Source organism: Streptomyces tateyamensis, assembly GCF_003205575.1.
Classification (GTDB): domain Bacteria; phylum Actinomycetota; class Actinomycetes; order Streptomycetales; family Streptomycetaceae; genus Kitasatospora; species Kitasatospora tateyamensis.
Window position 1 is genome coordinate 59,729 of the sequence record NZ_PYBW01000097.1, and the last position, 23,106, is coordinate 82,834.

Genomic DNA, 23,106 nt, shown 5'->3' on the forward strand with positions numbered 1-23,106 from the left:
CGAGGACGATTCCGCCACTGACTACGGAGCACACCCTTGAACGACGCCGCCCACGACCTGCATGCCCCGCACTTCATCGGCATCGGCGGCGCCGGCATGTCGGGCCTCGCGAAGATCCTCACGGTCCGCGGCGCCAAGGTCTCCGGGAGCGACTCCAGGGAGTCCGAGACCGTGCTGGCGCTGCGTGAGCTGGGTGCCGCGGTCCAGGTCGGACACGCGGCCGAGAACGTGCCGGACGGGGCCAGCAGCATCGTGGTCTCCAGCGCGATCCGCGAGGACAACCCGGAGCTGGCCGCCGCCCGCGAGCGCGGCATCCCGGTGGTGCACCGCTCGGACGCGCTGGCCGCGCTGATGGGCGGGCGCCGGGCGCTGGCAGTGGCCGGCACCCACGGCAAGACCACCACCACCAGCATGCTGGCGGTCTCGCTGGCCGCGCTCGGCCTGGACCCGTCCTACGCGATCGGCGGCGACCTGGACGCGCCCGGCTCCAACGCCCACCACGGCACCGGCGAGATCTTCGTGGCCGAGGCGGACGAGAGCGACCGCAGCTTCCACAAGTACGCCCCCGAGGTCGCGATCATCCTCAACGTGGAGCTGGACCACCACGCCAACTACGCCTCGCTGGACGAGATCCACGACTCCTTCGAGACCTTCGTGGGCCGGATCCAGCCCGGCGGCACCCTGGTGGTCTCCGCCGACCACCCCGGGGCCCGCGAGCTGACCGCCCGGGTGGTGGGCCGTGAGGACCTGAGCGTGGTCACCGTCGGTGCCGCCGAGGACGCCACCGTGCGGGTCCTCTCAGTGGTGCCGAACGGCATGACCAGCGAGGTCACGATCGAGCTGGAGGGCGCCGAGCTGACCTTCACCGTCTCGGTCCCGGGTCGGCACTACGCGCACAACGCGGTGGCCGCGCTGGCCGCCGGCATCGCGCTGGGCGTGCCCGGCGAGGAGCTGGCCGAGGCGCTGGCCGCCTACACCGGGGTCCGCCGCCGGCTGCAGCTCAAGGGCGAGGCGGCGGGCGTGCAGGTGATCGACACCTACGCGCACCACCCGACCGAGATGGCCGCCGACCTGGAGGCGATCCGCGAGGTGGCCCGGGGCCGGGTGCTGGTGCTCTTCCAGCCGCACCTGTTCAGCCGCACCCAGCAGTTGTCCGCGGAGATGGGCCAGGCGCTGGCGCTGGCCGACGCCTCGGTGGTGCTGGACATCTACCCGGCCCGCGAGGACCCGATCCCGGGCGTCACCAGCGAGCTGATCATCGCCGCCGCCCGCGCGGCCGGCGCCGACGTCACCGCAGAGCACGAGTTCACCGCCGCTGCCGCCCTGCTGGCCGGAATGGCCAAGCCGGGCGACCTGGTTCTCACCATGGGAGCCGGGGACGTCACGAACCTCGGCCCCGCCATCCTGGAGGAGCTGGCGCGATGAGCTACGAGATCGAGAAGACCGAGGCCGAGTGGCGCGAGCAGCTCAGCCCGGCCGAGTACCAGGTGCTGCGCGAGGCCGGCACCGAGCGGCCGTTCACCGGCGAGTACACCGACACCAAGACCGTCGGGGTGTACGCCTGCCGCGCCTGCGGAGCCGAACTGTTCAGCTCCGAGACCAAGTTCGACAGCCACTGCGGCTGGCCCTCGTACTTCGCGCCGCTGGCCGAGGACCGGGTGCAGTACATCCAGGACGACTCGATGGGCATGCGCCGGGTCGAGGTCCGCTGCGCGCGCTGCGGCGGCCACCTGGGCCACGTCTTCGAGGGCGAGGGGTACGGCACGCCGACCGACCAGCGGTACTGCATCAACAGCATCTCGCTCACCCTGCGGCCCGCCGAGGGCTGAGCCGGCCGGGGCGGGCGCGCCGGGGCAGGCGGGTCGCGCGGATCACGATTCGGTATCGCGCGACCCGTTGCCCCTGCCAGGAGGGGTGCGGGCGGTCTACAACAGGGCCCATGTGGTTGCTCTTCCTGGTTCCCGCCTGTGTCGTCGCGGTGCTCTCCTGTCTGCGGCTGGTGCGGGTGGCCGCCGCCGCGGACGCGATGGCCGGGCTGGCCGAGGAGGACGCCGAGGTGGTGTTGATCGGGCTGTACGAGACCGCCTACCTGGCCGGCGGGCCGCGCCGGGTGGTGGACCTGGCACTGGTGCTGATGAGCGGGCGCGGCCGGCTGCACCTGGCGCACACCGGCTGGACCACGGTGGTCGACCCGCAGGGCCGCAGCCGGCTGGAGCGGGCGCTGATCAGCGAGATCGGCCCGGAGGGCCAGTGCCGCACCACCGAGCTGCGCGCGGCGCTGAGCGAGCACCCGACGGTGACCGAGATCGGGGTCCGGCTCTCGCTGGCCGGCCTGGCCACCCCCGCCGGGGTGCGCGAGAACACGGTGCTGGCGGTGCGTCAGGTCCGCCAGGCGCTGCTGCTGGGGGTGCTGATGCTGGTCGCCGCGGTCACCCTGACCGGCCCGGCGGACGGCAGCACCGCGGGAACCACCCTGGCCTGGTTCTCGCTGCCGCTGATCCTCACCACCGGAACCCTGCTGATGGCCCGGGTGGACGTGCACCCGTACACCCGCTGGGCGGCGCCGGCCGGCCTTCGGGTGCTGCGCGAGATCCGGCTGCCGCGCCAGCAGAGCGGCGGGCAGTCCGGCGACGCCGAGCGCCGGCTGCTGACCGCGGTGGCCATCGACGGCACCGACGCGGTGCCGGACGCCCGGCTGCGCGCGGCGCTGCGCGGCTGACCGCGCAGCGCCCTCGGACCCGGCGCCGCTACGCCAGGCCGTTCAGCAGCTCGCTCACCGGCTTGCGGCGGCCGGTGTAGAACGGGACCTCCTCGCGCACGTGCAGCCGCGCGCGGGACGGGCGCAGGTCGCGCATCAGGTCCACGATCCGGTGCAGCTCGTCCGCCTCGAAAGCGAGCAGCCACTCGTAGTCGCCCAGCGCGAACGAGGCGACGGTGTTGGCCCGCACGTCCGGGTAGCCGCGGGCCATCTTGCCGTGTTCGGCCAGCATCCCGCGGCGCTCCTCGTCCGGCAGCAGGTACCACTCGTAGGAGCGGACGAACGGGTAGACGCAGACGTACTCGCGGGCCACCTCGTCGGCCAGGAAGGCCGGGATGTGCGACTTGTTGAACTCCGCGGGCCGGTGCAGCGCCATGTTCGACCAGACCGGCGCCAGCAGGCGGCCCAGGCCCGTGCGGCGGAACCGGTTGTAGGCCTCCTGCAGGTCGTCCGAGCTGCCGGAGTGCCACCAGATCATGATGTCCGCGTCGGCCCGCAGGCCGGAGACGTCGTAGCTGCCGCGGACCGTGACGTCCTTGGCGGCGAGCTGCTCGAACAGCTCCTCGACCTCGGTGGCCAGCGCCGAACGGTCCTCGGGGAGCACGTCCTTGAGCTTGAACACCGACCACATGGTGTAGCGGATGACCTGGTTCAGGTCGCGGGCCTTCATCTTCTGCGGCTGCTGCTCGGCGGTCGTCTCAGTCATGTCCTCATTGTCCCTTCGCGTCCGCCGCACTCGGCAGCGGGGTCAACAGGTCGTCGACGGCGCGGCGCGCGCCCGCCACGCAGGCCGGGATGCCGACCCCGTCGTAGGCCGCGCCGGCCACCGCGAGCCGGCCGGCCCGGGCCACCGCGGCCCGGATCCGGGCCACCCGGTCCTGGTGGCCCACCGGGTACTGCGGCAGCCCGGCCCGCCAGCGGGTGACGGCGGTGGCGTACGGGCGGGCCCGCAGACCGACCGCCTCGCCGAGGTCGGCGAGCGAACGGGCGACGAGTTCGGCGTCGTCCAGCTCCAGCGCCGCCTCCTCGCGGAAGCGGCCCAGCGAGGTGCGCAGCACGAAGGCGTCGGGGGCGGCCGCGGCCAGCCAGCCCCACTTCTGCGAGGAGAAGGTGGCGGCCTTGATCGACCGGCCGTCCACCGGCGGGACCAGGAAGCCGCTGCCGGGCGGCGGGGCGGGCAGTTCGGTGCGGTGGAAGGCCATGGTGACCAGGGCCATCCCGGCGTACTCGACCGCGGCCAGCTCGGCGGCGGCCTGCGGGGCGTCGGCCGCCAGCAGCCGGGCGGCCTGCGGGGCGGGGACGGCCAGCAGCACGGCGTCGAAGCCGCGGCCGTCCACCAGCCAGCCGTCCGGGGTGCGGCGCAGCTCGGCCACCGCGGTGTTCGGGCACAGCTGGACGCCGTGCCGCTCGCAGGCAGCGGCCACCGCGCGCGGCAGGGTGCCGATCCCGCCGCGCAGGCCCTGGAACACCGGGCCGCCGGCCTGGGGCCGGTCCAGCAGCTCGTGCACGCCCTCGACCAGCGAGCCACCGCGCCGGGCCGCCGCGAGCAGTTGCGGGACGGCGGCGCGCAGCGAGATCTCCTCGGCCCGCCCGGCGTACACCCCGCCGAGCAGCGGCTCCACCAGCCGGTCCACCACCTCCTGGCCGAGCCGCTCGGCCACGTAGGCGCCGATCGCGACGTCCGCGGTGTCCGGGTCCACCGAGGCCGGCCGTTCGGCGTGCGCCCGGGCCAGGCCCTCGGGGGTGAGCAGGTCGGCGGCGGCCAGCGCGGCCAGGTCCCCCGGGACGCCCATCAACTGGCCGCCGGGCAGCGGGCGCAGGGCTCCCCTGGTCCAGACTGCGGCCTTGGCGGTGGTGGGGGGTTCGAGCTGGTCGGCCAGGCCGACCTCCCGGGCGAGCTCGACGGCCTCGGGGCGGCGGGCGAGCACCGACTCGGCGCCGAGGTCGACCTGGACGCCGCCGACCTCGCCGGATCTCAGCTTGCCGCCGAACTGCGGGCCGGCCTCGAAGAGGGTGACCCGGGCCCGGGGCGGTCGGCCGGTCGCCCCGCCGAGCTGCGCGGCGGCGGTGAGGCCGGCGATGCCGCCACCGATGACGGCGATCCGGGGCAGTGCTTCTCCCATGCCAGGCAGTCTCCCACCCCGGCGCCCCGGCCCGGTGCAGGGGGTAAGCCCCGCACGGGGGTGTCCGGTCGGTGTTCGTTCTGTGACCACCCCGCAACCGGGGAACTGAAACCCCGTCACCAGCCGCCCCGTCCAAGGGACATGACCCGACACAGAACCCGCACCGCCGCGCTCTTCCTGACCGCCCTGCTCGGGCTGGCCGGGTGCAGTGCCGCCGGCTCGTCCGGCACCGACAGCGCCGCCCACGGGGCCGGGGCCGCCCCGATGGCCCCCGCTCCCGCCGTCGGCGCCACCGCCAAGCCCACCACCGGCGGCACCGCCGTCGCCGCCGACCGCGCCATGTCCTACACCGCCCGGCTCGACCTGCAGGTCCCCGCCCTGGACGCCGCGCTCGCCCGGGCCCAGGACCTGGCCACCGCCGGCGCCGGCTACGTGGAGCACGAGAACACCACCGGCAGCACCGCGGAGCTGGTCGTGCGCGTGCCGTCCGCCGACTTCGCCAAGTCGCTGGACCAGTTCGCCGCCCTGGGCACCGTGCTCGCCCGCAGCCGGCAGGCCGACGACCTGACCCAGCAGCAGGTGGACCTGGACAGCCGGGTGAAGAGCCAGCAGGCCAGCGTGGACCGGGTGCGCGCCCTGATGCAGGACGCCAAGACGCTGGCCGAGGTGGTCTCGCTGGAGAGCGAGCTGACCAAGCGCGAGTCCGACCTGGAGTCATTGAAGGGCCAGGCCCAGGCATTGGCCGGCAAGACGGCGCTCTCCACGGTGACCCTGGAGCTGAGCACCAGAACGCAGCCGCAGTCCGCCCCGCCGGCCCCGCACCAGCAGGGCTTCTGGGGTTCGATCGGGCACGCGCTGGCCGGCGGCTGGCACGCCCTGGTCGCCGTGGTCCGCGCGCTGCTGATCGCGCTGGCCGCGCTCGCCCCGTTCCTGCTGGTGCTGGCCCCGATCGGCTGGGTGGCGCTCCGTCAGCTGCGCAAGCAGCGGCAGCGGGGCACCACCCAGGAACCGCAGGACTAAGACCCTCCGGCATTGGGGGGTGGGTGAAGGAGCGGTGTCCGGGCCGAGTCTGGGCGGTGCCGACGAAGGAGTCCATGCGGACCATTGGCGACTGAGGAGAAGCCGTCCAGGCGAGAGTCCGGGCGTCGCGACGCCGCCCCCCAATTGCCGGAGGGTCTAAGTCAGCGTGCGCTGGCCTCGTGCACGAAGGCGACCAGCCGGGTCAGCGCGTCCGGGTCCATGCTCGGCGACACCCCGTGGCCGAGGTTGAACACGTGTCCGCTGGTGCCCAGCGCGGAGGCGGCGTGCAGCACCTCGCGCGCCTTGGTCTCCACCACGCGGGTGGGGGCGAAGAGCACCGCCGGGTCGAGGTTCCCCTGCAGCGCCTTGCCGGGGCCGACCCGGCGGGCCGCCTCGTTCAGCGGGACCCGCCAGTCCACGCCGACCACGTCGGCGCCGGCCTCGCCCATCAGGCCCAGCAGTTCGCCGGTGCCGACGCCGAAGTGGATCCGCGGCACGCCCGCGTCGGCGACCGCGTCGAAGACCTTGGTGCTGGCCGGCATCACCGAGCGGCGGTAGTCGTCCGGGGCCAGCGAGCCGACCCAGGAGTCGAAGAGCTGCACGGCGGAGACGCCGGCCTCGATCTGCACCTGGAGGAACCCGGCGGTGATCACCGCGATCCGGTCCAGCAGCTCGGCCCAGAGCTCGGGGGCGCCGTACATCATCGCCTTGGTCCGCTCGTGGCTCTTCGAAGGGCCGCCCTCCACCAGGTAGCTGGCCAGGGTGAACGGCGCGCCGGCGAAGCCGATGAGCGGGGTGGCGCCGAGCTCGTCGACCAGCAGTCCGACCGCCTCGGTGATGTAGGGGACGTCGTCCGGGGTCAGCGGCCGCAGCCGCTGCAGGTCGGCGGCGGTGCGGATCGGGTCGGCGATCACCGGGCCGATGCCGGGCTTGATGTCCACGTCGATGCCGACGGCCTTGAGCGGGACCACGATGTCGCTGAAGAAGATCGCGGCGTCCACCTTGTGCCGGCGCACCGGCTGCAGGGTGATCTCCTTGACCAGCTCGGGCTGCATGCAGGAGTCCAGCATCGGGATGCCCTCGCGCACCTTGAGGTACTCGGGCAGCGAGCGGCCGGCCTGCCGCATGAACCAGACCGGGGTGTGCGGCACCGGCTCGTGCCGGCAGGCGCGCAGGAAGGCGGAGTCGTGTGCGGCACTCCGGCGCGCGGAAGGCTGGGCTGCGGTCGTCTCACTCACCCGGTCATCCTCCCACGCACCGCGGGCCGTACCGGCCGGGCCCACTGGTGGTTTCCTCCGAAGACTGGGGAGCGGCCCGCAGGGGTGGCGCACCCTGGCGTTCGGGGTGCCCGAACTGCGTGCCGGTCACCCGGCACGGGCGCCGCTGGGCATAGTCTTCAGCTCATGGCATCGGTCGGTGGGAACCCTGCGCAGCGCGGCGGCACGGGCAAGGAGTCGGCGCCCGACGGGTTCCGTTCCGCGGTCGAGGCGCTGGTCGCGGTCCGGCCGCGCCCGGAGGTCGTCTTCGCCGCCACCCCGGCCCCGCGCCGACTGGCCCCGTACAGCTGGGCGGTGACCGCCACCGTCGAGGTGGACGGCGAGGAGCTGGCCGACGGCCGCTTCGTGCTGCTGCACGACCCGGCCGGCCAGGAGGCCTGGCACGGCGAGTACCGGGTGGTCACCATGGTCCGCGCCGAGCTGGAGCCGGAGATCGCCGGCGACCAGATGCTCGGCGAGGTCGGCTGGTCCTGGCTGCTGGACGCGTTGCAGACGCACGGCGCCGGCTACGCCGAGCCCGGCGGCACCGTGACCAGGTGCGCCTCGCACTACTTCGGCGCCCTGGCGGACCGCGGCGCCAGCACCGAGATCGAGCTGCGGGCCTCCTGGACCCCGGCCGACGGCCGGTTCGAGCGCCACCTGACCGCCTGGGCGGACCTGCTCTGCGTCTGCGCGGGGCTGCCGCCCACCGCGCCCGCGCCCCTGCCCTCGGCTGACGCGCCGTCACTCGGCGGAGTGGTCCCGATGCCGGCCCGGCGCCGCCCCCGCTCACACTGAAGGCTGACGGACCGCCGACCCCCCTGCAGGCCCCGAAATCCGGATCACTGCTGCTCACAGGCCCTCATGGGGCGTCAACCGACGCTCCGAGTACGACCGTTTCGTGCGGAATCCATTCGAATTCGACCGACTTCTGCGCATGTCGCACCGGATGTCTGATCGAAATGTCCGTATTGTGACTCACTAGATCGTGATCATTCGCTAAAGCCGGGCACGGATGATGCCGAAGCAGTCTGTGACCCTTTCCACTCCGCGGAACACTCCGACTCCTTCGCCCATCGGGGTTCCGTCCGCCACTCCCCTTCAGGAGGCACGGTGTCGGTCCTGCTCGAGCACCCCGCAAACGTGGTCGCCTACCGCCCGACCAAGCCCACCGCGATGGTGGTCATCGCCGACCCCCGGGTCCGCAACACCGTCACCCGTCATCTGTGGGCCCTCGGGGTGCGCGACGTCATCGAGGTCTCCTCGATCGCGGAGGCCCGGCCGCGGGTCTCCACCCCCCGCGACATCTGCGTCGCCGACGTCCACCTGCCGGACGGCTCCGGCCTGACCATCCTGGCCGAGACCCGGGCGGCGGGCTGGCCCAACGGCCTGGCGCTCTCCGCGGCCGACGACATCGGCGCGGTGCGCAGCGCGCTGGCCGGCGGGGTCAAGGGCTACGTGGTCACCGGCACCCGGACCAACGTCGCGATGCCGGGCCGCCCGGGCCTGCCGCTGGGTCAGGCCGGGCTGGCCGGCCGGCTCCGCCGTCCGGGCATCCCCGGCGCGCCCGGCCACCTCGGTGCTCCGGGCACCCCCGGCGCGCCCGGCGTCCCCGGGGTCCCCGGCGGTGCCCCGGCCGCCTACCGCGAGCTGTCCGGGCGCGAGGTCGAGGTGCTGCGGCTGGTCGCCGAGGGCCAGTCCAACAAGGCGATCGGCGTGGCCATGGGCCTGTCCGCGCTGACCGTCAAGAGCCACCTGGCCCGGATCGCCCGCAAGCTGGGCACCGGCGACCGGGCCGGGATGGTCGCGGTGGCGCTGCGCACCGGCATCATCCACTGAACCGCGACGGCGGACCGGAGGAACGTTTCCTCCGGACCGCCGTTGGTGTTCGGGCTGGTCCACGCCTGACGATCCGGGTCCGCCAAGCGGTGCGCGTCGTACCCTTGGTGGGTGACCGACGCCGCAGAAGCCATCGCCCTAGAGACCGCCCCGGTGCCGCTCCTCGAACCGCGGGAGGGTCTGCCACCGGTGGTGGTCGACCAAGCGGCGCTGGACGCCGTGGTCACCGCCTTCGCGGCGGGCACCGGCCCGGTCGCGGTGGACGCCGAGCGGGCCTCCGGCTACCGCTACGGACAGCGCGCCTACCTGATCCAGCTGCGCCGGGCGGGCGCCGGTACCGCGCTGATCGACCCGATCGCCTGCCCCGACCTGAGCGCGCTGGGCGCCGCCCTGGCCGACACGGAATGGGTGGTGCACGCGGCCACCCAGGACCTGCCGTGCCTGGCCGAGGTGGGGATGCGCCCGCAGCGCCTGTTCGACACCGAGCTGGCCGGCCGGATCGCCGGCTTCGCCCGGGTGGGCCTGGGCCCGATGACCGAGCACGTGCTCGGCTACAGCCTGGCCAAGGAGCACTCCGCGGTGGACTGGTCCACCCGCCCGCTGCCCGAGCCCTGGCTGCGCTACGCGGCGCTGGACGTCGAGGTGCTGGTCGAGCTGCGCGACGCGCTGGAGGCGGAGCTGGCCGGGCAGCAGAAGCTGGACTGGGCGCTGGAGGAGTTCGCGGCGATCGCCGCCGCGCCCCGCCCGGCGCCCCGGGTGGACCCGTGGCGGCGCACCTCCGGTCTGCACAAGATCCGCCGCCGCCGGCAGCTGGCCGCGGTGCGCGAGCTCTGGCAGGCCAGGGACAAGCTGGCCCAGGAGCGGGACAGCTCGCCGGGCCGGGTGCTCTCCGACGCGGCGATCGTGGCGGCCGCGCTGGCCATGCCGACCACCGTCGCGGCGCTGCAGGCCGTGCAGGGCTTCGGGCCGCGGGTGCACCGGCGCCAGTTGGAGCTGTGGCTGGCCGCCCTGGACCGGGCCCGGGCCGTGCCCGAGGCCCAGCTGCCGCCGGCCGCCGCCCCGCACGAGGGCCCGCCGCCGCCGCGCGCCTGGGCCGAGAAGGACCCGGTGGCCGCCGCCCGCCTGGCCGGGGCCCGGGCCGCGGTGACCGAGCTGGCCGAGCGGCTCAAGCTGCCGGCCGAGAACCTGATCACCCCGGAGCTGGTCCGCCGGGTCTGCTGGGAGCCACCGGCCGAGCCCACCGCGCCCGCCCTCGCCGGTGCGCTGCGCACCCTGGGGGCCCGCCGCTGGCAGGTGGAGCTGGTCGCCCCGGTGGTGGCCGAGGCGTTCGCCGCCGCCCTGGTCGAGCCGCCGCAGTGAGCGCTGCGGCACGTGGCGCGGGACACATCCGGCACACCGGCCCGGCCCTGGGCAAGTTGGTTACCGACCAGTAGCATGGCCGGTGAAGCAGCGCTGCTCGCCTGCGAGCACGGTTCTGCACACCATGCCATGTTCCCTGGGAGGAGAGCCCCCGTGCCTCGTACCTCGCGGGACGTCGTCTTCGTCGACGGCGTCCGCACCCCGTTCGGCAAGGCCGGCCCGAAGGGCATCTACCACGAGACCCGCGCCGACGACCTGGTCGTCAAGTGCATCCGCGAGCTCGTGCGCCGCAACCCGAACCTGCCCGTCGAGCGCATCGACGAGGTGGCCATCGCCGCCACCACGCAGATCGGCGACCAGGGCCTGACCATCGGCCGCACCGCCGGCCTGCTCGCCGGTCTGCCGAAGTCGGTCCCCGGCTACGCCATCGACCGGATGTGCGCCGGCGCGATGACCGCGGTCACCACCACCGCCGGCGGCATCGCCTTCGGCGCCTACGACATCGTGGTGGCCGGCGGCGTCGAGCACATGGGCCGCCACCCGATGGGCGAGGGCGTGGACCCGAACCCGCGCTTCGTCTCGGAGAAGCTGGTCGACGAGTCCGCCCTGTTCATGGGCATGACCGCGGAGAACCTGCACGACCGCTTCCCGCACATCACCAAGGAGCGCTGCGACGCCTACGCGGTGCGCTCCCAGGAGAAGGCCGCCAAGGCGTACGCCAACGGCGACATCCAGCCCGACCTGGTCCCGATCGCCGTCCGCAACACCAACCCCGAGGTCGGCGAGACCGGTTGGGGCCTGGTCACCGCGGACGAGCCGATGCGCCCGGGCACCACGATGGAGATGCTGGCGGGCCTGAAGACCCCGTTCCGCCCGCACGGCAACATCACCGCCGGCAACGCGGCCGGCCTCAACGACGGCGCCACCGCCTCGCTGCTGGCCGCCGAGGACGTGGCCCGCGAGCTCGGCCTCCCGGTCAAGATGCGCCTGGTCTCCTACGCCTTCACCGGCGTGGAGCCGGAGGTCATGGGCTACGGCCCGGTGCCGGCCACCGAGAAGGCGCTGGCCATGGCCGGCCTGACCATCGACGACATCCAGGCCTTCGAGATCAACGAGGCCTTCGCCGTCCAGGTGCTGGCCATGCTCGACCACTTCGGCATCGCCGACGACGACGAGCGGGTCAACCCGTACGGCGGCGCGATCGCCTACGGCCACCCGCTGGCCTCCTCCGGCGTGCGCCTGATGACCCAGCTGGCCCGCCGCTTCGAGCAGCGCCCGGACGTCCGCTACGGCCTGACGTCCATGTGCGTCGGCTTCGGCATGGGCGCCACGGTCATCTGGGAGAACCCGCACTTCGAGGGTGGTAAGTGATCATGACGAACACCACTGAGCTGCTCAAGCGCGGCGCCGAGCTGTTCCCCGGCGAGGTCGTCACCACCGCGCACGTGCGCCACCTGGACCTGCCGCTGCAGGCCGGCAGGCTGGCGCTGATCACCCTGGACAACGGCTTCGACCACACCAAGCCGACCACTTTCGGCCCGGGCTCGCTGCTCAAGCTCTCCGAGGCGCTGGACCAGGTCGAGGCGGAGGCCGCCGACGGGAAGATCGTCGCGGTCGCCATCACCGGCAAGCCGTTCATCTTCGCGGTCGGCGCCGACCTCAAGGGCGTCGAGTTGCTCAAGGAGCACGGCGACGCGCTGGCCATCGGCAAGGGCGGCCACGAGGTCTTCAAGCGGATCGCCGCGCTGCCGGTGCCGAGCTTCACCTTCTACAACGGCGCCGCGATGGGCGGTGGTGTCGAGGTCGGTCTGCACTGCACCTACCGCACCGTCAGCTCCGGCACCCCGGCCTTCTCGCTGCCCGAGGTCTTCCTCGGCCTGGTCCCCGGCTGGGGCGGCTGCACCATCCTGCCGAACCTGGTCGGCCCGGCCAACGCGGTCAAGGTGATCATCGAGAACTCGATGAGCCAGAACAAGCAGCTCAAGGGCCAGGAGGTGTTCGAGCTCGGCATCGCGGACGCGATCTTCGAGCCGGCCGACTTCCTGGAGCAGTCGATCCTGTGGGCCGCCAAGGTCCTCAAGGGCGAGACCGTCGTCGAGCGCCCGGAGATCGACCGGGGCGAGAACTGGGACCAGTGCATCGCCTGGGGCCGCGCGGTGGCCGACGCCAAGGTGCACGGTGCCGCTCCGGCCGCCTACCGCGCGCTGGACATCATGGCCGCGGCCAAGGACGGCGACCTGCAGAAGGGGTTCGACGCCGAGGACGCGGCGCTGGCCGACCTGATCATGGGCGGCGAGCTGCGGGCCGGCATCTACTCCTTCAACCTGGTGCAGCGCCGGGCCAAGAAGCCGTTCGGTGCGCCGGACAAGTCGCTGGCCCGCCCGGTCTCCAAGATCGGCGTGGTCGGTGCCGGTCTGATGGCCTCCCAGCTGGCGCTGCTCTTCGCCCGCCGCCTCGAGGTGCCGGTGGTGCTCACCGACATCGACCAGGCGCGGATCGACAAGGGCGTGGGCTACGTGCACGCCGAGATCGACAAGCTGCTGGCCAAGGGCCGGGTCAACGGCGACAAGGCGAACAAGCTCAAGGGCCTGGTCTCCGGCCACCTGGACAAGGCGACCGCCTTCGGCGACGCGGACTTCGTCATCGAGGCCGTGTTCGAGGAGATGGGCGTCAAGCAGAACGTCCTCGCCGAGCTGGAGGCCGTGGTCTCGCCGACCACGGTGCTGGCCACCAACACCTCCTCGCTCTCGGTCACCGAGATGGCCTCCAAGCTCCAGCACCCGGAGCGCGTGGTCGGCTTCCACTTCTTCAACCCGGTCGCGATCCTGCCGCTGCTGGAGATCGTCCGGGCCGAGAAGACCGACGACGCCTCGCTGGCCACCGCCTTCGCGGTCGCCAAGAAGCTGAAGAAGACCGCGGTGCTGACCAAGGACGCCCCGGCGTTCGTGGTGAACCGGATCCTGACCCGCTTCATGGGCGAGATCCAGAGCGTCATCGACGAGGGCACCCCGTTCGAGACCGTCGAGAAGGCCGTGCAGCCGCTCGGCCTGCCGATGTCCCCGATCGCGCTGCTGGAGCTGGTCGGCCCGGCCATCGCGCTGCACGTCTCGGAGACCCTGCACGGCGCGTTCCCGGAGCGGTTCAGCGTCTCGGAGAACCTCGGCAAGGTGGTCAAGGCCGGCAAGCGCGGCTTCTACATCTGGCAGGACGGCGCCCAGGTGCTCGACCCCGAGGTGCTCGAGCTGCTCTCCTTCGGCGACAGCGTGCTCTCCGAGGAGCAGGTGCTGACCCGGGCGCTGGACGCGGTGGCGCAGGAGATCGGCCTGATGCTGGACGAGGGCGTGGTCGGCGAGGCGCAGGACATCGACCTGTGCATGATCACCGGCGCCGGCTGGCCGTTCCACCTGGGCGGGATCACCCCGTACCTGGACCGCGAGGGCGTCTCCGAGCGGGTCACCGGCAAGAAGTTCCTGGCTCCCGGCCTGGCCAGCGTGCCGGCCTGAGCCTGACGGCCGCCCCGGGGTGACCCCCGAGCAGCGAAGGCCCCCGTTCCGTAACGGAACGGGGGCCTTCTCGCTATACATCAAATGAGGACAAAGCGCATAATACCGTTAGGCCAAGCGGACTGACTTGCACACCGAAGGAGGCGAGTCGTATGGCCGACGTCTCACATCGAGCCGGTGATCTGCGCACGCATCCGGACATCGCCGAGATGCGCGCCCGGTACGCACGCGTGATGGACGGGCCGCAGGGGGTGGCGGTGGACGGCCTGGTCGTCCTGGCCGGCCTGTACCTGGCCATCTCGCCCTATGTGGTGCACTTCAGTGCCGCCAGCCACGAACTGGTGATCTGCAACCTGATCCTCGGCATCGGCATCGCCGCGCTGGGGCTCTGCCTGACCCTCGCCCCGGCCCGGATGATGGGGCTGACCTGGGCGATGGCCGCGACAGGTGTCTTCCTGATCATCTCCCCGTGGGTGGTGACGGTGGGTCACACCGCAACCCGGGGCATGATCTGGAACCAGGTGATCGTGGGCGGGCTGACCTGCCTGCTCGCCTTCGCCGCCGGAGCAGGGATGGTGCTGGGCAACCGTCGCCGGGCCTGACCGGTACCGCATGACCCGACCCGCCCGCGGCCCCGGCCGCGGGCGGGTCAGCCGGTCTTCTTCAGCCGGTACACCACGGTGTCGCCGTAGGCGCCCACCGGCTCGTAGTGGGTGTCCAGCAGGTCCTCGATCTTGGGCACCAGGTACGGCTGGTAGGGCGCGTTGCCCGAGTCGTCCACCACGATCTCGGGCAGCCCGTTGACCATCAGGTCCTGGTCGAAGGTCTGCCAGGCGTCGGCCACGCTGTACTGCTCGCCCACCGAGTCGGCGCTCTTGCCGCCGCTGAAGTTGGTCAGGAAGCCGGCCGTCAGGTAGCGCGAGGCGGGCTGGCGGTCGGAGAGCCAGTACAGCTCCGGGTGCATGCCCCAGACCAGCACCTTGTCCTTGGGGGTGCTGCGCTCGGCCACCGCGGTGGCCACCTGGGTGGTCTGGTCCAGCTGCTCCCCCGGCCAGGCCATCGCCAGCGCCCAGAAGGCGGTGGCGGCCACCGTGCTGTAGACCATCACCGGGCGCCAGCGCACCGCCGAGGCGGCCACCGCGCCCACCCCCAGCAGCACCAGCGGCGGCATCAGCTGCAGGTAGTAGTGGCCGAAGAAGTGGAACCCGGTGGCCACCGCGACCACCGAGGAGGCCAGCCAGACCCCCAGGTCGCCCACCGAGCCGCGCGACTCGCCGTGCACCGGCGCGGGCCGGCCGGTGCGGTAGCGCACCCAGAGCCGGTGGCCCAGCGGAAACAGGAAGCCGAGCCCGGCGGCGGCCAGGATCGCCGAGTTGCCCAGCGCCCGGCCGATCATCTGCAGCCAGTTGCCGCCCAGCGAGGCGTAGTCGCCGCTGCCGGTGACCACCCAGAACAGGAAGCCCTTGGGCTTGGTGAGGATCACCGCGACCAGCGCTATCGGCAGCGCGAAGCCGAAGGCCGTCTTGGCCAGCGCCGGCAGCCCGCGCACGCCGCGGTGCCGGGCGTCCTGCCAGAGCATCCAGAGCACCGGCAGCAGCACCGCGCCGCCGGTCTGCTTGGTCAGCGAGCAGACCGCCACCGCGATCCCGGCCGCCAGCCAGCGGCGCCGCTCGGCGTACCGGAAGGCGGCCACCATCGCGGGCAGCATGAAGACCTCGAAGGTGGCGGCCTGGGTGTCCTCGGGCGAGAGCCCGATGGAGAGCATCAGGTAGAGCGCACCGGCCGCGCCGCCCGCCCGGTTGCCCCAGCGGCCGCGCGCGATCGAGGCCAGCAGCACCGCGGTGACCAGGTGCGCCACGATCGCCAGGGTGCGCAGCGGCCAGAGCGAGAGCGAGCCGAAGATGGAGAAGCAGGCCTCGTAGAGCCAGGGCAGCAGCGGCGGCTTGCGGTCCACCACGGTGTCGTAGAGCACCCCGCCGTCGGCCAGCATCCGGGCCTGGGTGGCCAGGTAGCCCTCGTCGGGGCTCCACACCGGCCGCATGAAGGAGGGCACGTGGGTGGCGACGGCCAGCACCGCGAGCAGCGGGACCAGCCTGGTCCAGTAGCCGGTCCGCACCCGACCGGCCCAGGCGGCGGTCCACCGCCCGCCGGGCCGGGTGGCCGGGCGGGCGGTGGGCGGCACGGAGTTCGCGGTGTCGGTCGGCACGTGGGACAACCTACCCGCCGTACCTGAGCGAAACGGTGGCGGAACCAGTCTTGGTTATGACTGTCACTTTGTCAGACCGCTGACCGCAGTGGTCTGGTCCAGTCGGGAGACCAGGGCGGTCACCTGGCGGGCGATGTCCGGACCGGTCAGTCCGATCTCGGCCAGGATCTCCTCGCGCTTGGCGTGGTCCAGGAACTCCTGCGGGATGCCGAAGTCGCGCACCGGCAGGTCCACCTCGGCGTCGCGCAGCGCCTGGGCCACCGCGGCGCCGACACCGCCGGCCCGGCCGTTGTCCTCGACCGTGACCACCACCCGGTGCTCGGCCGCCAGCGCGGGCAGCGCGGCGTCCACCGGCTTGACCCAGCGCGGGTCGACCACGGTGGTGCTGATCCCCTGGGCGTCCAGCAGCGCGGCCGCCTCCAGGCACATCGGCGCCAGCGCGCCGACCGAGACGATCAGCACGTCGGCCCGCCGCTCGCCCTCGGCCGGCGGGGCGGCCGAGCCGCGCAGCACGTCCATCCCACCGATCCGGCCGACGGCGGCGACCGCGGGGCCGACCGAGCCCTTGGAGTAGCGGACCACCGTGGGGGCGTCCTCGACCTGCACGGCCTCGCGCAGCTGGGCCCGCAGCTGCTCGGCGTCGCGCGGGGCGGCCAGCCGCAGGCCGGGCACCACCTGCAGGATCGACATGTCCCACATGCCGTTGTGCGAGGCGCCGTCGGTGCCGGTGACGCCGGCCCGGTCCAGCACGAAGGTGACGCCGAGCCTGTGCAGCGCCACGTCCATCAGCACCTGGTCGAACGCCCGGTTGAGGAACGTCGCGTAGACCGCGACCACCGGGTGCAGCCCGGCGGTGGCCAGGCCGGCCGCCGAGACCGCGGCGTGCTGCTCGGCGATGCCGACGTCGAAGGTGCGCTCCGGGAAGGCCTTGGCGAACGGCGCCAGGCCCACCGGGTGCAGCATCGCCGCGGTGATCGCCACGATGTCCTTGCGCTCGCGGCCGAGCTCGACCATCTCCTCGCCGAAGACCGAGGTCCAGTCCTTGCCCGAGGTCTTCACCGGCAGGCCGGTGTCCGGGTGGATCACGCCGACCGCGTGGAAGCGGTCCTCCTCGTTGTTGAGCGCCGCGTGGTAGCCGCGGCCCTTCTCGGTGATGCAGTGCACGATCACCGGGCCGCCGAAGCCGCGCGCCTTGCGCAGTGCGGACTCCAGCGCGGCGATGTCGTGGCCGTCGATCGGGCCGAGGTACTTCAGGCCCAGGTCCTCGAACATGCCCTGCGGGGCGATGAAGTCCTTCAGGCCCTTCTTCGCGCCGTGCAGCGCGCCGGCCAGCGGCTGGCCGAGCACCGGGGTGCGCTGCAGCGCGTCCCGGCCCCAGGACAGGAAGCGCTCGTAGCCCTGGGTGGTGCGCAGCGTGCTGAGGTGGTTGGCCAGGCCGCCGATGGTCGGCGAGTAGGAGCGCTCGTTGTCGTTGACCACGATCACCACCGGGCGGTCCCTGCCCTCGGCGATGTTGTTCAGCGCCTCCCAGGCCATCCCGCCGGTCAGCGCGCCGTCGCCGGTGACCGCGACCACCGGGCAGTCCTGGTGGCCGAGCAGCTGGTTGGCCTTGGCGATGCCGTCGGCGTAGCCGAGCACGGTGGAGGCGTGCGAGTTCTCGATCACGTCGTGCTCGGACTCGGCCCGGGACGGGTAGCCGGACAGGCCGCCCTTCATCTTCAGCCGGGCGAAGTCCTGCCGGCCGGTGAGGAGCTTGTGCACGTAGGACTGGTGCCCGGTGTCGAAGAGGATCCGCTCGCGCGGGGAGTCGAACACCCGGTGCAGCGCGATGGTCAGCTCGACCACCCCGAGGTTGGGGCCCAGGTGCCCGCCGGTCTTGGCGACCTCCTCGATCAGGAAGGCGCGGATCTCCTCGGCCAGGGCCGGCAGCTGTGCCGGGGTCAGCCGGTCGAGATCGCGCGGTCCCCGGATGCGGGTCAGCAGGGGCACCCGTTCCTCCTCGTTTCGGTACGTGTCCCGGCGGGCTGTCGGCCCACCCGGCTGGTCGAGTCTAATGTCCACCTCGCGGACGACTGGAGCCGGGAGGGGCGCACGAAGGCCCGGGACACGCCCCTGTGCGGGGCGTGTCCCGGGCTCCGTGGCAGTGGCGGGAAGGGTCAGCCGCGGCCGGCCGACTTCTGGGTCCGGCGGGAGACCGAGTCGAGCACCACGGCGGCCAGCAGCACCGCGCCGGTGATCATGTACTGGATCGACTGGCTGATGCCCTGCAGGTCCAGGCCGGTGACGATGGACTGGATCACCAGCATGCCCAGCAGCGCCGACCAGGTCTTGCCGCGGCCGCCGAACAGGCTGGTGCCGCCGATGACGGCCGCCGCGATCGAGTTCATCAGCACGTTGCCGCTGCCCAGCTGCTTGTCCGCGAAGCCCGCCTGGGAGGCGATGAACAGGCCGCCGACCGCGGCCAGCCCGGCCGAGATCATGAAGACCGAGATCCGCACCCGGGCCACGTTGATGCCGGCCCGGCGGGCCGCCTCGACGCCGCCGCCGACCGCGAACACCTTGCGGCCGTAGGAGGTGCGGCGCAGCACGAAGTCGGTGACCACCACGACGCCGAGGAAGACCACCAGCGCCAGCGGCAGGCCGCGGTCCTGGTTCAGGGTGTAGGCGGCTCCGAAGGCCAGCACGGCCAGCAGCGCGGCGCGCAGCACGATCTCGCCGACCGGCTTGGCCAGCAGCCCGGCCTGACGGCGGCTCTTGGCACCCAGCAGTGCGGCGACCAGGTAGCCGACCACGCTGACCGCGGCCAGGCCGTAGGCGGCGGCGACCGATTCGAAGAAGTAGTTGTCCAGGTTGGCGATGAAGCCGCCCGGGATGTTGTTCAGGGTGCCGGTGTTGCCCATCACCCAGCCCTGCAGACCGCTCCAGGCGAGCAGGCCGGCCAGGGTCACCACGAAGGCGGGCACGCCGATCTTGGCGAAGAAGAAGCCGTGCAGCGCACCGATCGCCAGCGCCGCGGCCACGGCTATCAGCGCCGCCGCGTACTCGTTGACGCCGTGCTGGATGGAGAGCACCGCGGAGACCGCGGCCGAGACGCCCGCCACCGAGCCGAGCGAGAGGTCGATCTCGCCGAGCAGCAGCACGAAGACGATGCCGACCGAGATCAGGCCGGGGCCGGCGATGTACAGGGTGATGTTGGACAGGTTGCCGGCGGTGAGGAACTTGCCGGTGATGCCCTGGAAGATGGCGGCGATCAGGACCAGCCCGATCACCACCGGGAGCGAGCCGAGGTCGCCGCTGCGCAGCTTCCGCTTGAACTCGCCCAGGTAGCCGGTCAGGCCCTGCTCGCGGACCAGCAGTCGCGGGTCCACGGCCGGGATGGGTGCCGCGCTGTCGGGAATCTCGCTCACAGGACTGCCGTTCGTCTGGGTGCTGGCGTGCTTGCTCACTTGGTCCCCTCCGACACCCGGGCCTGACGGCGGGTCACCGCGTTGTCGGTGGCGCCGGTGATGGCCGAGATGATGGTCTCCTGGGTGGCGTCGGCCACCTTGAAGACGCCGTTGTTGCGGCCCAGGCGCAGTACCGCGACCTCGTCCGCGACCGCGCGCACGTCGGCCATGTTGTGGCTGATCAGGATCACGCCGAGGCCGCGGTCGCGCAGCCGCTCGACCAGGTCGAGCACCTGGGCGGTCTGCTCGACGCCCAGGGCGGCGGTCGGCTCGTCCAGGATGACGATCTTCGGGTCGCCGATCAGGGCGCGGGCGATCGCGACCACCTGGCGCTGGCCGCCGGAGAGCGAGGCCACCGGGATCCGCACGCTGGGGATCCGGATGGAGAGCGTGTCCAGCAGCTCCTTGGCCTTCTTCTCCATCGCCACCTCGTCGAGGCGGCCGCCGCGGATCAGCTCGCGGCCGAGGAAGAGGTTGGCGACCACGTCGAGGTTGTCGCAGAGCGCGAGGTCCTGGTAGACCGTCGCGACGCCGAGCGCCTGGGCGTCCTGAGGGCGGTTCAGGTGGACCCGGCGGCCCTCCCACTCGATGGTTCCCTCGTCGATCGGGTGCACGCCCGCGATCGTCTTGACCAGGGTGGACTTGCCGGCGCCGTTGTCGCCGACCAGGGCGACCACCGAGGAGGCGTGCACCTCCAGGTCGACACCGGTGAGCACCTGGACGGCGCCGAATCGCTTGGAGACTCCGCGCAACGCCAGTACGGGTGCGTCTGTCTGGGCCATGGTTGTGGGCTCCGTGGGGAGTTGGAAGGGGCGGCTGATCGCGCGTGCACGCCCGGGACGTACGAAGGGACCGGCCGGGCCAGTGGTGGCGGCCCGGCCGGACAGGGTGCTGCTTACTGGATGCCGGCGGCCTTGCAGGCGTCGGCGTACTGGGCGGTGCAGATGTCGCTGGCCTTGTACAGGCCGTCCGCGATCACGGTGTCCTTGACGTTGGCCTTGGTGACCACGATCGGGGTGAGCAGCAGGGACGGGACCTTGGTGCCGTCGCTGTCGGTCATCGCGGTGGCGGTGCCGGTCACGTCGAGGCCGTGCAGCAGGTCGACGGCGATGGTGGCGGCGCCATCGGCCTCCGGCTTGTAGGCCTTGTAGATGGTGTAGGCCTGGTCGCCCGTCAGGATCCGCTGGATCGCGTCGGAGGCCGCGTCCTGGCCGCCGACCGGCATGTTGTTGATGCCCTGGGCCTTGAGCGCGGTGATGATGGCCGCGGCCATGCCGTCGTTGGCGGAGTAGACGGCCTGGAAGCCGTTCTTGCCCAGCGAGGTGATGGCGGCACCGATCTTCTGGCTCGCCACGGTCGGCTTCCACTCGCCGGACTGCTCGTAGGCGATCTTCGCGACTCCGGTGTCCAGCACCTTGTGGGCGCCGGCCTTGAACATGCCCGCGTTCGGGTCGGCGTCGTCACCGTTGATCATGACGATGTTGGCGCTCTTGGCGTTCGCGCCCAGCGCGTCGACCAGGGCCTGGCCCTGCAGCTCGCCGACCTTCTCGTTGTCGAAGGAGACGTAGCCGGCGACCGGGCCGGAGGCCAGGCGGTCGTACGCGACGACCTTGACGCCCTTCTTCTGGGCGTCCGTGACCCAGGCCGCGGTGCCCTTGGCGTTGACCGCGTCCAGCAGGATCACCTTGACGCCCTGCGAGACCAGGGTGTCGAACTGCTGCTTCTGGGTGGCCGCGTCACCGTTGGCGTTGTTGTACTTGACGGTGCAGTCGGGGCACAGCGCCTTGACCTTGGCCTCGATCAGCGGCTTGTCGAAGGACTCGTAGCGGACCGAGGAGGAGTTCTCCGGAAGCAGCAGGCCGACGGTCTTCGTGTCACCGGAGCTCGCGGAGTTCGAGGAGCTGCTGTTTCCGGCCTTGCCACAGGCGGCCATGGTGAGAGCCATCGAGACCGCGGCAGTGCCGATGACAACGCGACGCATCATTGCGTTCATGGGGGGGAGCCTCCCTGACAGAGCCGCAACATCGCGGCGAGGTGGAAGGGAGTCAACCTTCCACCTCGCATTGGCGTCAACAAGTAAACCCAAGCCTTCTGAGATCCAAATGCTTTCGTTACCTTCCTGAAGGCTAAGCCGAGACCTAACTGCGCAGACTCGTCACGCTTTGTCCCTCTTGGGAGGGAGGCGCACCGTCAGGAACGCGCTCCCATCGCCTGACTGGCATGTCCGATTGCTCCGGTTTCGCCCATCTCGCTCATTACCAGGGCCAGCGCGCCGAGCACCTCGGCCCGACCACCCAGCGTGCCCGGCACGATGGACAGCTGCCGGGCCGCGGACGGGATCGCGTACCGCGCCACCGAGTCCCGGATCGGGGAAAGCACCAGCTCACCGGCCTCGGCGAGGTCGCCGCCTAGGATCACCCGGCGCGGGTTGAGCAGGTTGCACAGGGTGGCCACGCCGGTCCCGATCTGCCGCCCGGCGTCCGCGATCACCCGCCGACAGCCCAGGTCGCCCTGCTGGGCCAGCTGGACCACTGCGGACAACGTCAGCTCCCGGTCATGGCTAGCGTTCAAGAGGTTGAGCAGGTAGCGCGAACCGACGAAGGTCTCCAGGCAGCCCCGGTTGCCGCAGCGGCAGACCGGTCCGGCCTCGTCCAGCGTGATGTGCCCGATCTCGCCGGCCGTGCCGCCCGGCCCCCGGTAGATCTGCCCGTTGATGACCAGTCCCGAACCCACACCGCTGGCCACCTTGATGTAGGCCAGGTCGCCCAGCCCGCGCCCGGCGCCCCAGACCAGCTCGCCCAGTGCGCCCAGGTTGGCGTCGTTGTCGACGTAGACCTCCATGCCCAGCCGCTGGGCCAGTTCGCGACCGGGCGCGATCCCGGTCCAGCCGGGCAGGATCGCGGTGGAGCCGAGCGCACCGGTCTCCACGTCGATCGGTCCGGGCACGCCCAGGCCCACCCCGATCACCTTGTCGGAGCGGAAGCCGGCCTGCTCCAGCAGCCGCGCCACCATCGCCTCGGCCCGGGCGAAGCCCTGCTCGGCCGAGACGTCCACGTTCATCGGCTCGCTCTCCTCGGCCAGCACCCGGTGGGCCAGGTTGCCCACCGCCACCCGCAGGTGGGAGTGGCCGAAGTCGACCCCGACGACGATCCCGGCGTCGCCGCTGAGCGAGACGCTGCGGGCCCGGCGCCCGCCCGAGGAGGTGTCGGCCACCACCACCGTGCCGCTCTCCTTGAGCTCGCGCACGATGTTGGAGACGGTGGCCGCCGACAGGCCGGTGGTCCGGGCGATCTCGGCCTGGGTCAGCGAGCCCGCCATCCGCACCGCGCGCAGCACCCGTTCGAGGTTGGCGCGGTGCAGTGAGGACTGCGACCCCGGCGTGTCCATGGACATGAATTACCCTCCTCCGGGCACGGGAACCCGTGCGTTCCCGGCCCCCGCCGCACCCTTGCGGCAGAGCGTGCCGATACCAGAAGTTCACCTTCAACTTGTGAACTCTATGCCGAGCCGGTGTCCCCGCGCAGCCGCAGCGGGTCCGCGTCCGGCGCGCGCCCGGGTCGCCGAGCGTGCGGCCGGCCGGGGCGCCCCTTGCTCGG

Annotated in this window: 19 protein-coding genes; 10 read left to right on the forward strand and 9 right to left on the reverse strand. The window is 72.4% G+C overall.

Annotation, left to right across the window (positions count from 1 at the left end):
- Positions 1–36: 36 nt before the first annotated feature.
- From murC to C7C46_RS24630, 3 genes are all read left to right on the forward strand, one after another.
- Positions 37–1,425, forward strand: a complete 1,389-nt coding sequence (murC, locus tag C7C46_RS24620) for a UDP-N-acetylmuramate--L-alanine ligase (protein ID WP_110672094.1) — start codon at positions 37–39, stop codon at positions 1,423–1,425.
- Entirely contained in the window at positions 1,422–1,829 is a 408-nt protein-coding gene (msrB, locus tag C7C46_RS24625; RefSeq protein WP_110672095.1) for a peptide-methionine (R)-S-oxide reductase MsrB, read from the forward strand. Before murC ends, msrB begins: the two co-directional genes overlap by 4 nt.
- Positions 1,830–1,939: 110 nt before the next feature.
- Positions 1,940–2,719, forward strand: a complete 780-nt coding sequence (locus tag C7C46_RS24630) for a TIGR04222 domain-containing membrane protein (RefSeq protein WP_110672096.1) — start codon at positions 1,940–1,942, stop codon at positions 2,717–2,719.
- A 28-nt stretch (positions 2,720–2,747) separates the two neighbouring features.
- On the opposite strand, the gene hemQ is transcribed toward C7C46_RS24630, so the two are convergent.
- Positions 2,748–3,464 carry a hydrogen peroxide-dependent heme synthase gene (gene hemQ, locus C7C46_RS24635; RefSeq protein ID WP_110672097.1) on the reverse strand — a complete coding sequence of 239 codons (717 nt, stop codon included), beginning with the start codon at positions 3,462–3,464 and terminating at the stop codon, positions 2,748–2,750.
- Positions 3,465–3,468: 4 nt separating this feature from the next.
- Complete coding sequence (gene hemG / locus C7C46_RS24640; protein ID WP_110672098.1) at positions 3,469–4,881, reverse strand: protoporphyrinogen oxidase; 1,413 nt, start codon at positions 4,879–4,881, stop codon at positions 3,469–3,471.
- 141 nt (positions 4,882–5,022) lie between these two features.
- Between hemG and C7C46_RS24645 the strand changes: the two genes are divergently transcribed.
- A complete protein-coding gene (locus C7C46_RS24645; protein ID WP_110672099.1) occupies positions 5,023–5,901 on the forward strand; it encodes a DUF4349 domain-containing protein in 879 nt (292 codons plus the stop codon).
- A gap of 161 nt (positions 5,902–6,062) precedes the next feature.
- Here the strand turns inward: C7C46_RS24645 and hemE are convergent, their stop codons facing one another.
- Entirely contained in the window at positions 6,063–7,139 is a 1,077-nt protein-coding gene (gene hemE / locus C7C46_RS24650) for a uroporphyrinogen decarboxylase (RefSeq protein WP_110672148.1), read from the reverse strand.
- 165 nt (positions 7,140–7,304) lie between these two features.
- On the opposite strand from hemE, the gene C7C46_RS24655 reads away from it, so the two are divergent.
- The 6 genes from C7C46_RS24655 (at position 7,305) to C7C46_RS24680 (ending at position 14,460) form a co-directional block, all read left to right on the forward strand.
- A complete protein-coding gene (locus C7C46_RS24655) occupies positions 7,305–7,955 on the forward strand; it encodes a DUF3000 domain-containing protein (RefSeq protein WP_110672100.1) in 651 nt (216 codons plus the stop codon).
- A gap of 315 nt (positions 7,956–8,270) precedes the next feature.
- On the forward strand, positions 8,271–8,996 hold the full coding sequence (locus C7C46_RS24660; RefSeq protein WP_110672101.1) for a response regulator transcription factor: 726 nt from the start codon (positions 8,271–8,273) through the stop codon (positions 8,994–8,996).
- A gap of 111 nt (positions 8,997–9,107) precedes the next feature.
- A complete protein-coding gene (locus C7C46_RS24665) occupies positions 9,108–10,355 on the forward strand; it encodes an HRDC domain-containing protein (RefSeq protein ID WP_110672102.1) in 1,248 nt (415 codons plus the stop codon).
- A 153-nt stretch (positions 10,356–10,508) separates the two neighbouring features.
- Complete coding sequence (locus tag C7C46_RS24670; RefSeq protein ID WP_110672103.1) at positions 10,509–11,726, forward strand: thiolase family protein; 1,218 nt, start codon at positions 10,509–10,511, stop codon at positions 11,724–11,726.
- A gap of 2 nt (positions 11,727–11,728) precedes the next feature.
- Positions 11,729–13,858, forward strand: coding sequence for a 3-hydroxyacyl-CoA dehydrogenase NAD-binding domain-containing protein (locus C7C46_RS24675; RefSeq protein ID WP_110672104.1), 2,130 nt, complete (start codon positions 11,729–11,731; stop codon positions 13,856–13,858).
- Between the two features lie 152 nt (positions 13,859–14,010).
- A complete protein-coding gene (locus C7C46_RS24680; RefSeq protein ID WP_110672105.1) occupies positions 14,011–14,460 on the forward strand; it encodes an SPW repeat protein in 450 nt (149 codons plus the stop codon).
- Positions 14,461–14,507: 47 nt separating this feature from the next.
- Here the strand turns inward: C7C46_RS24680 and C7C46_RS24685 are convergent, their stop codons facing one another.
- The 6 genes from C7C46_RS24685 to C7C46_RS24710 form a co-directional block, all read right to left on the reverse strand.
- The gene (locus C7C46_RS24685) at positions 14,508–16,064 is read right to left on the reverse strand and encodes an ArnT family glycosyltransferase (RefSeq protein ID WP_245984807.1); all 1,557 of its coding nucleotides are present in this window, start codon (positions 16,062–16,064) and stop codon (positions 14,508–14,510) included.
- Positions 16,065–16,127: 63 nt separating this feature from the next.
- The gene (dxs, locus tag C7C46_RS24690; protein WP_110672106.1) at positions 16,128–18,053 is read right to left on the reverse strand and encodes a 1-deoxy-D-xylulose-5-phosphate synthase; all 1,926 of its coding nucleotides are present in this window, start codon (positions 18,051–18,053) and stop codon (positions 16,128–16,130) included.
- Positions 18,054–18,220: 167 nt separating this feature from the next.
- The gene (locus C7C46_RS24695; protein ID WP_245984809.1) at positions 18,221–19,471 is read right to left on the reverse strand and encodes a sugar ABC transporter permease; all 1,251 of its coding nucleotides are present in this window, start codon (positions 19,469–19,471) and stop codon (positions 18,221–18,223) included.
- A gap of 35 nt (positions 19,472–19,506) precedes the next feature.
- Entirely contained in the window at positions 19,507–20,292 is a 786-nt protein-coding gene (locus C7C46_RS24700) for an ATP-binding cassette domain-containing protein (RefSeq protein WP_110672108.1), read from the reverse strand.
- Between the two features lie 113 nt (positions 20,293–20,405).
- The gene (locus C7C46_RS24705) at positions 20,406–21,503 is read right to left on the reverse strand and encodes a sugar ABC transporter substrate-binding protein (protein WP_181442504.1); all 1,098 of its coding nucleotides are present in this window, start codon (positions 21,501–21,503) and stop codon (positions 20,406–20,408) included.
- Between the two features lie 197 nt (positions 21,504–21,700).
- Positions 21,701–22,897: an ROK family transcriptional regulator gene (locus C7C46_RS24710; protein ID WP_181442507.1), complete on the reverse strand. Its 1,197-nt coding sequence runs from the start codon at positions 22,895–22,897 to the stop codon at positions 21,701–21,703.
- Positions 22,898–23,106: the final 209 nt, after the last annotated feature.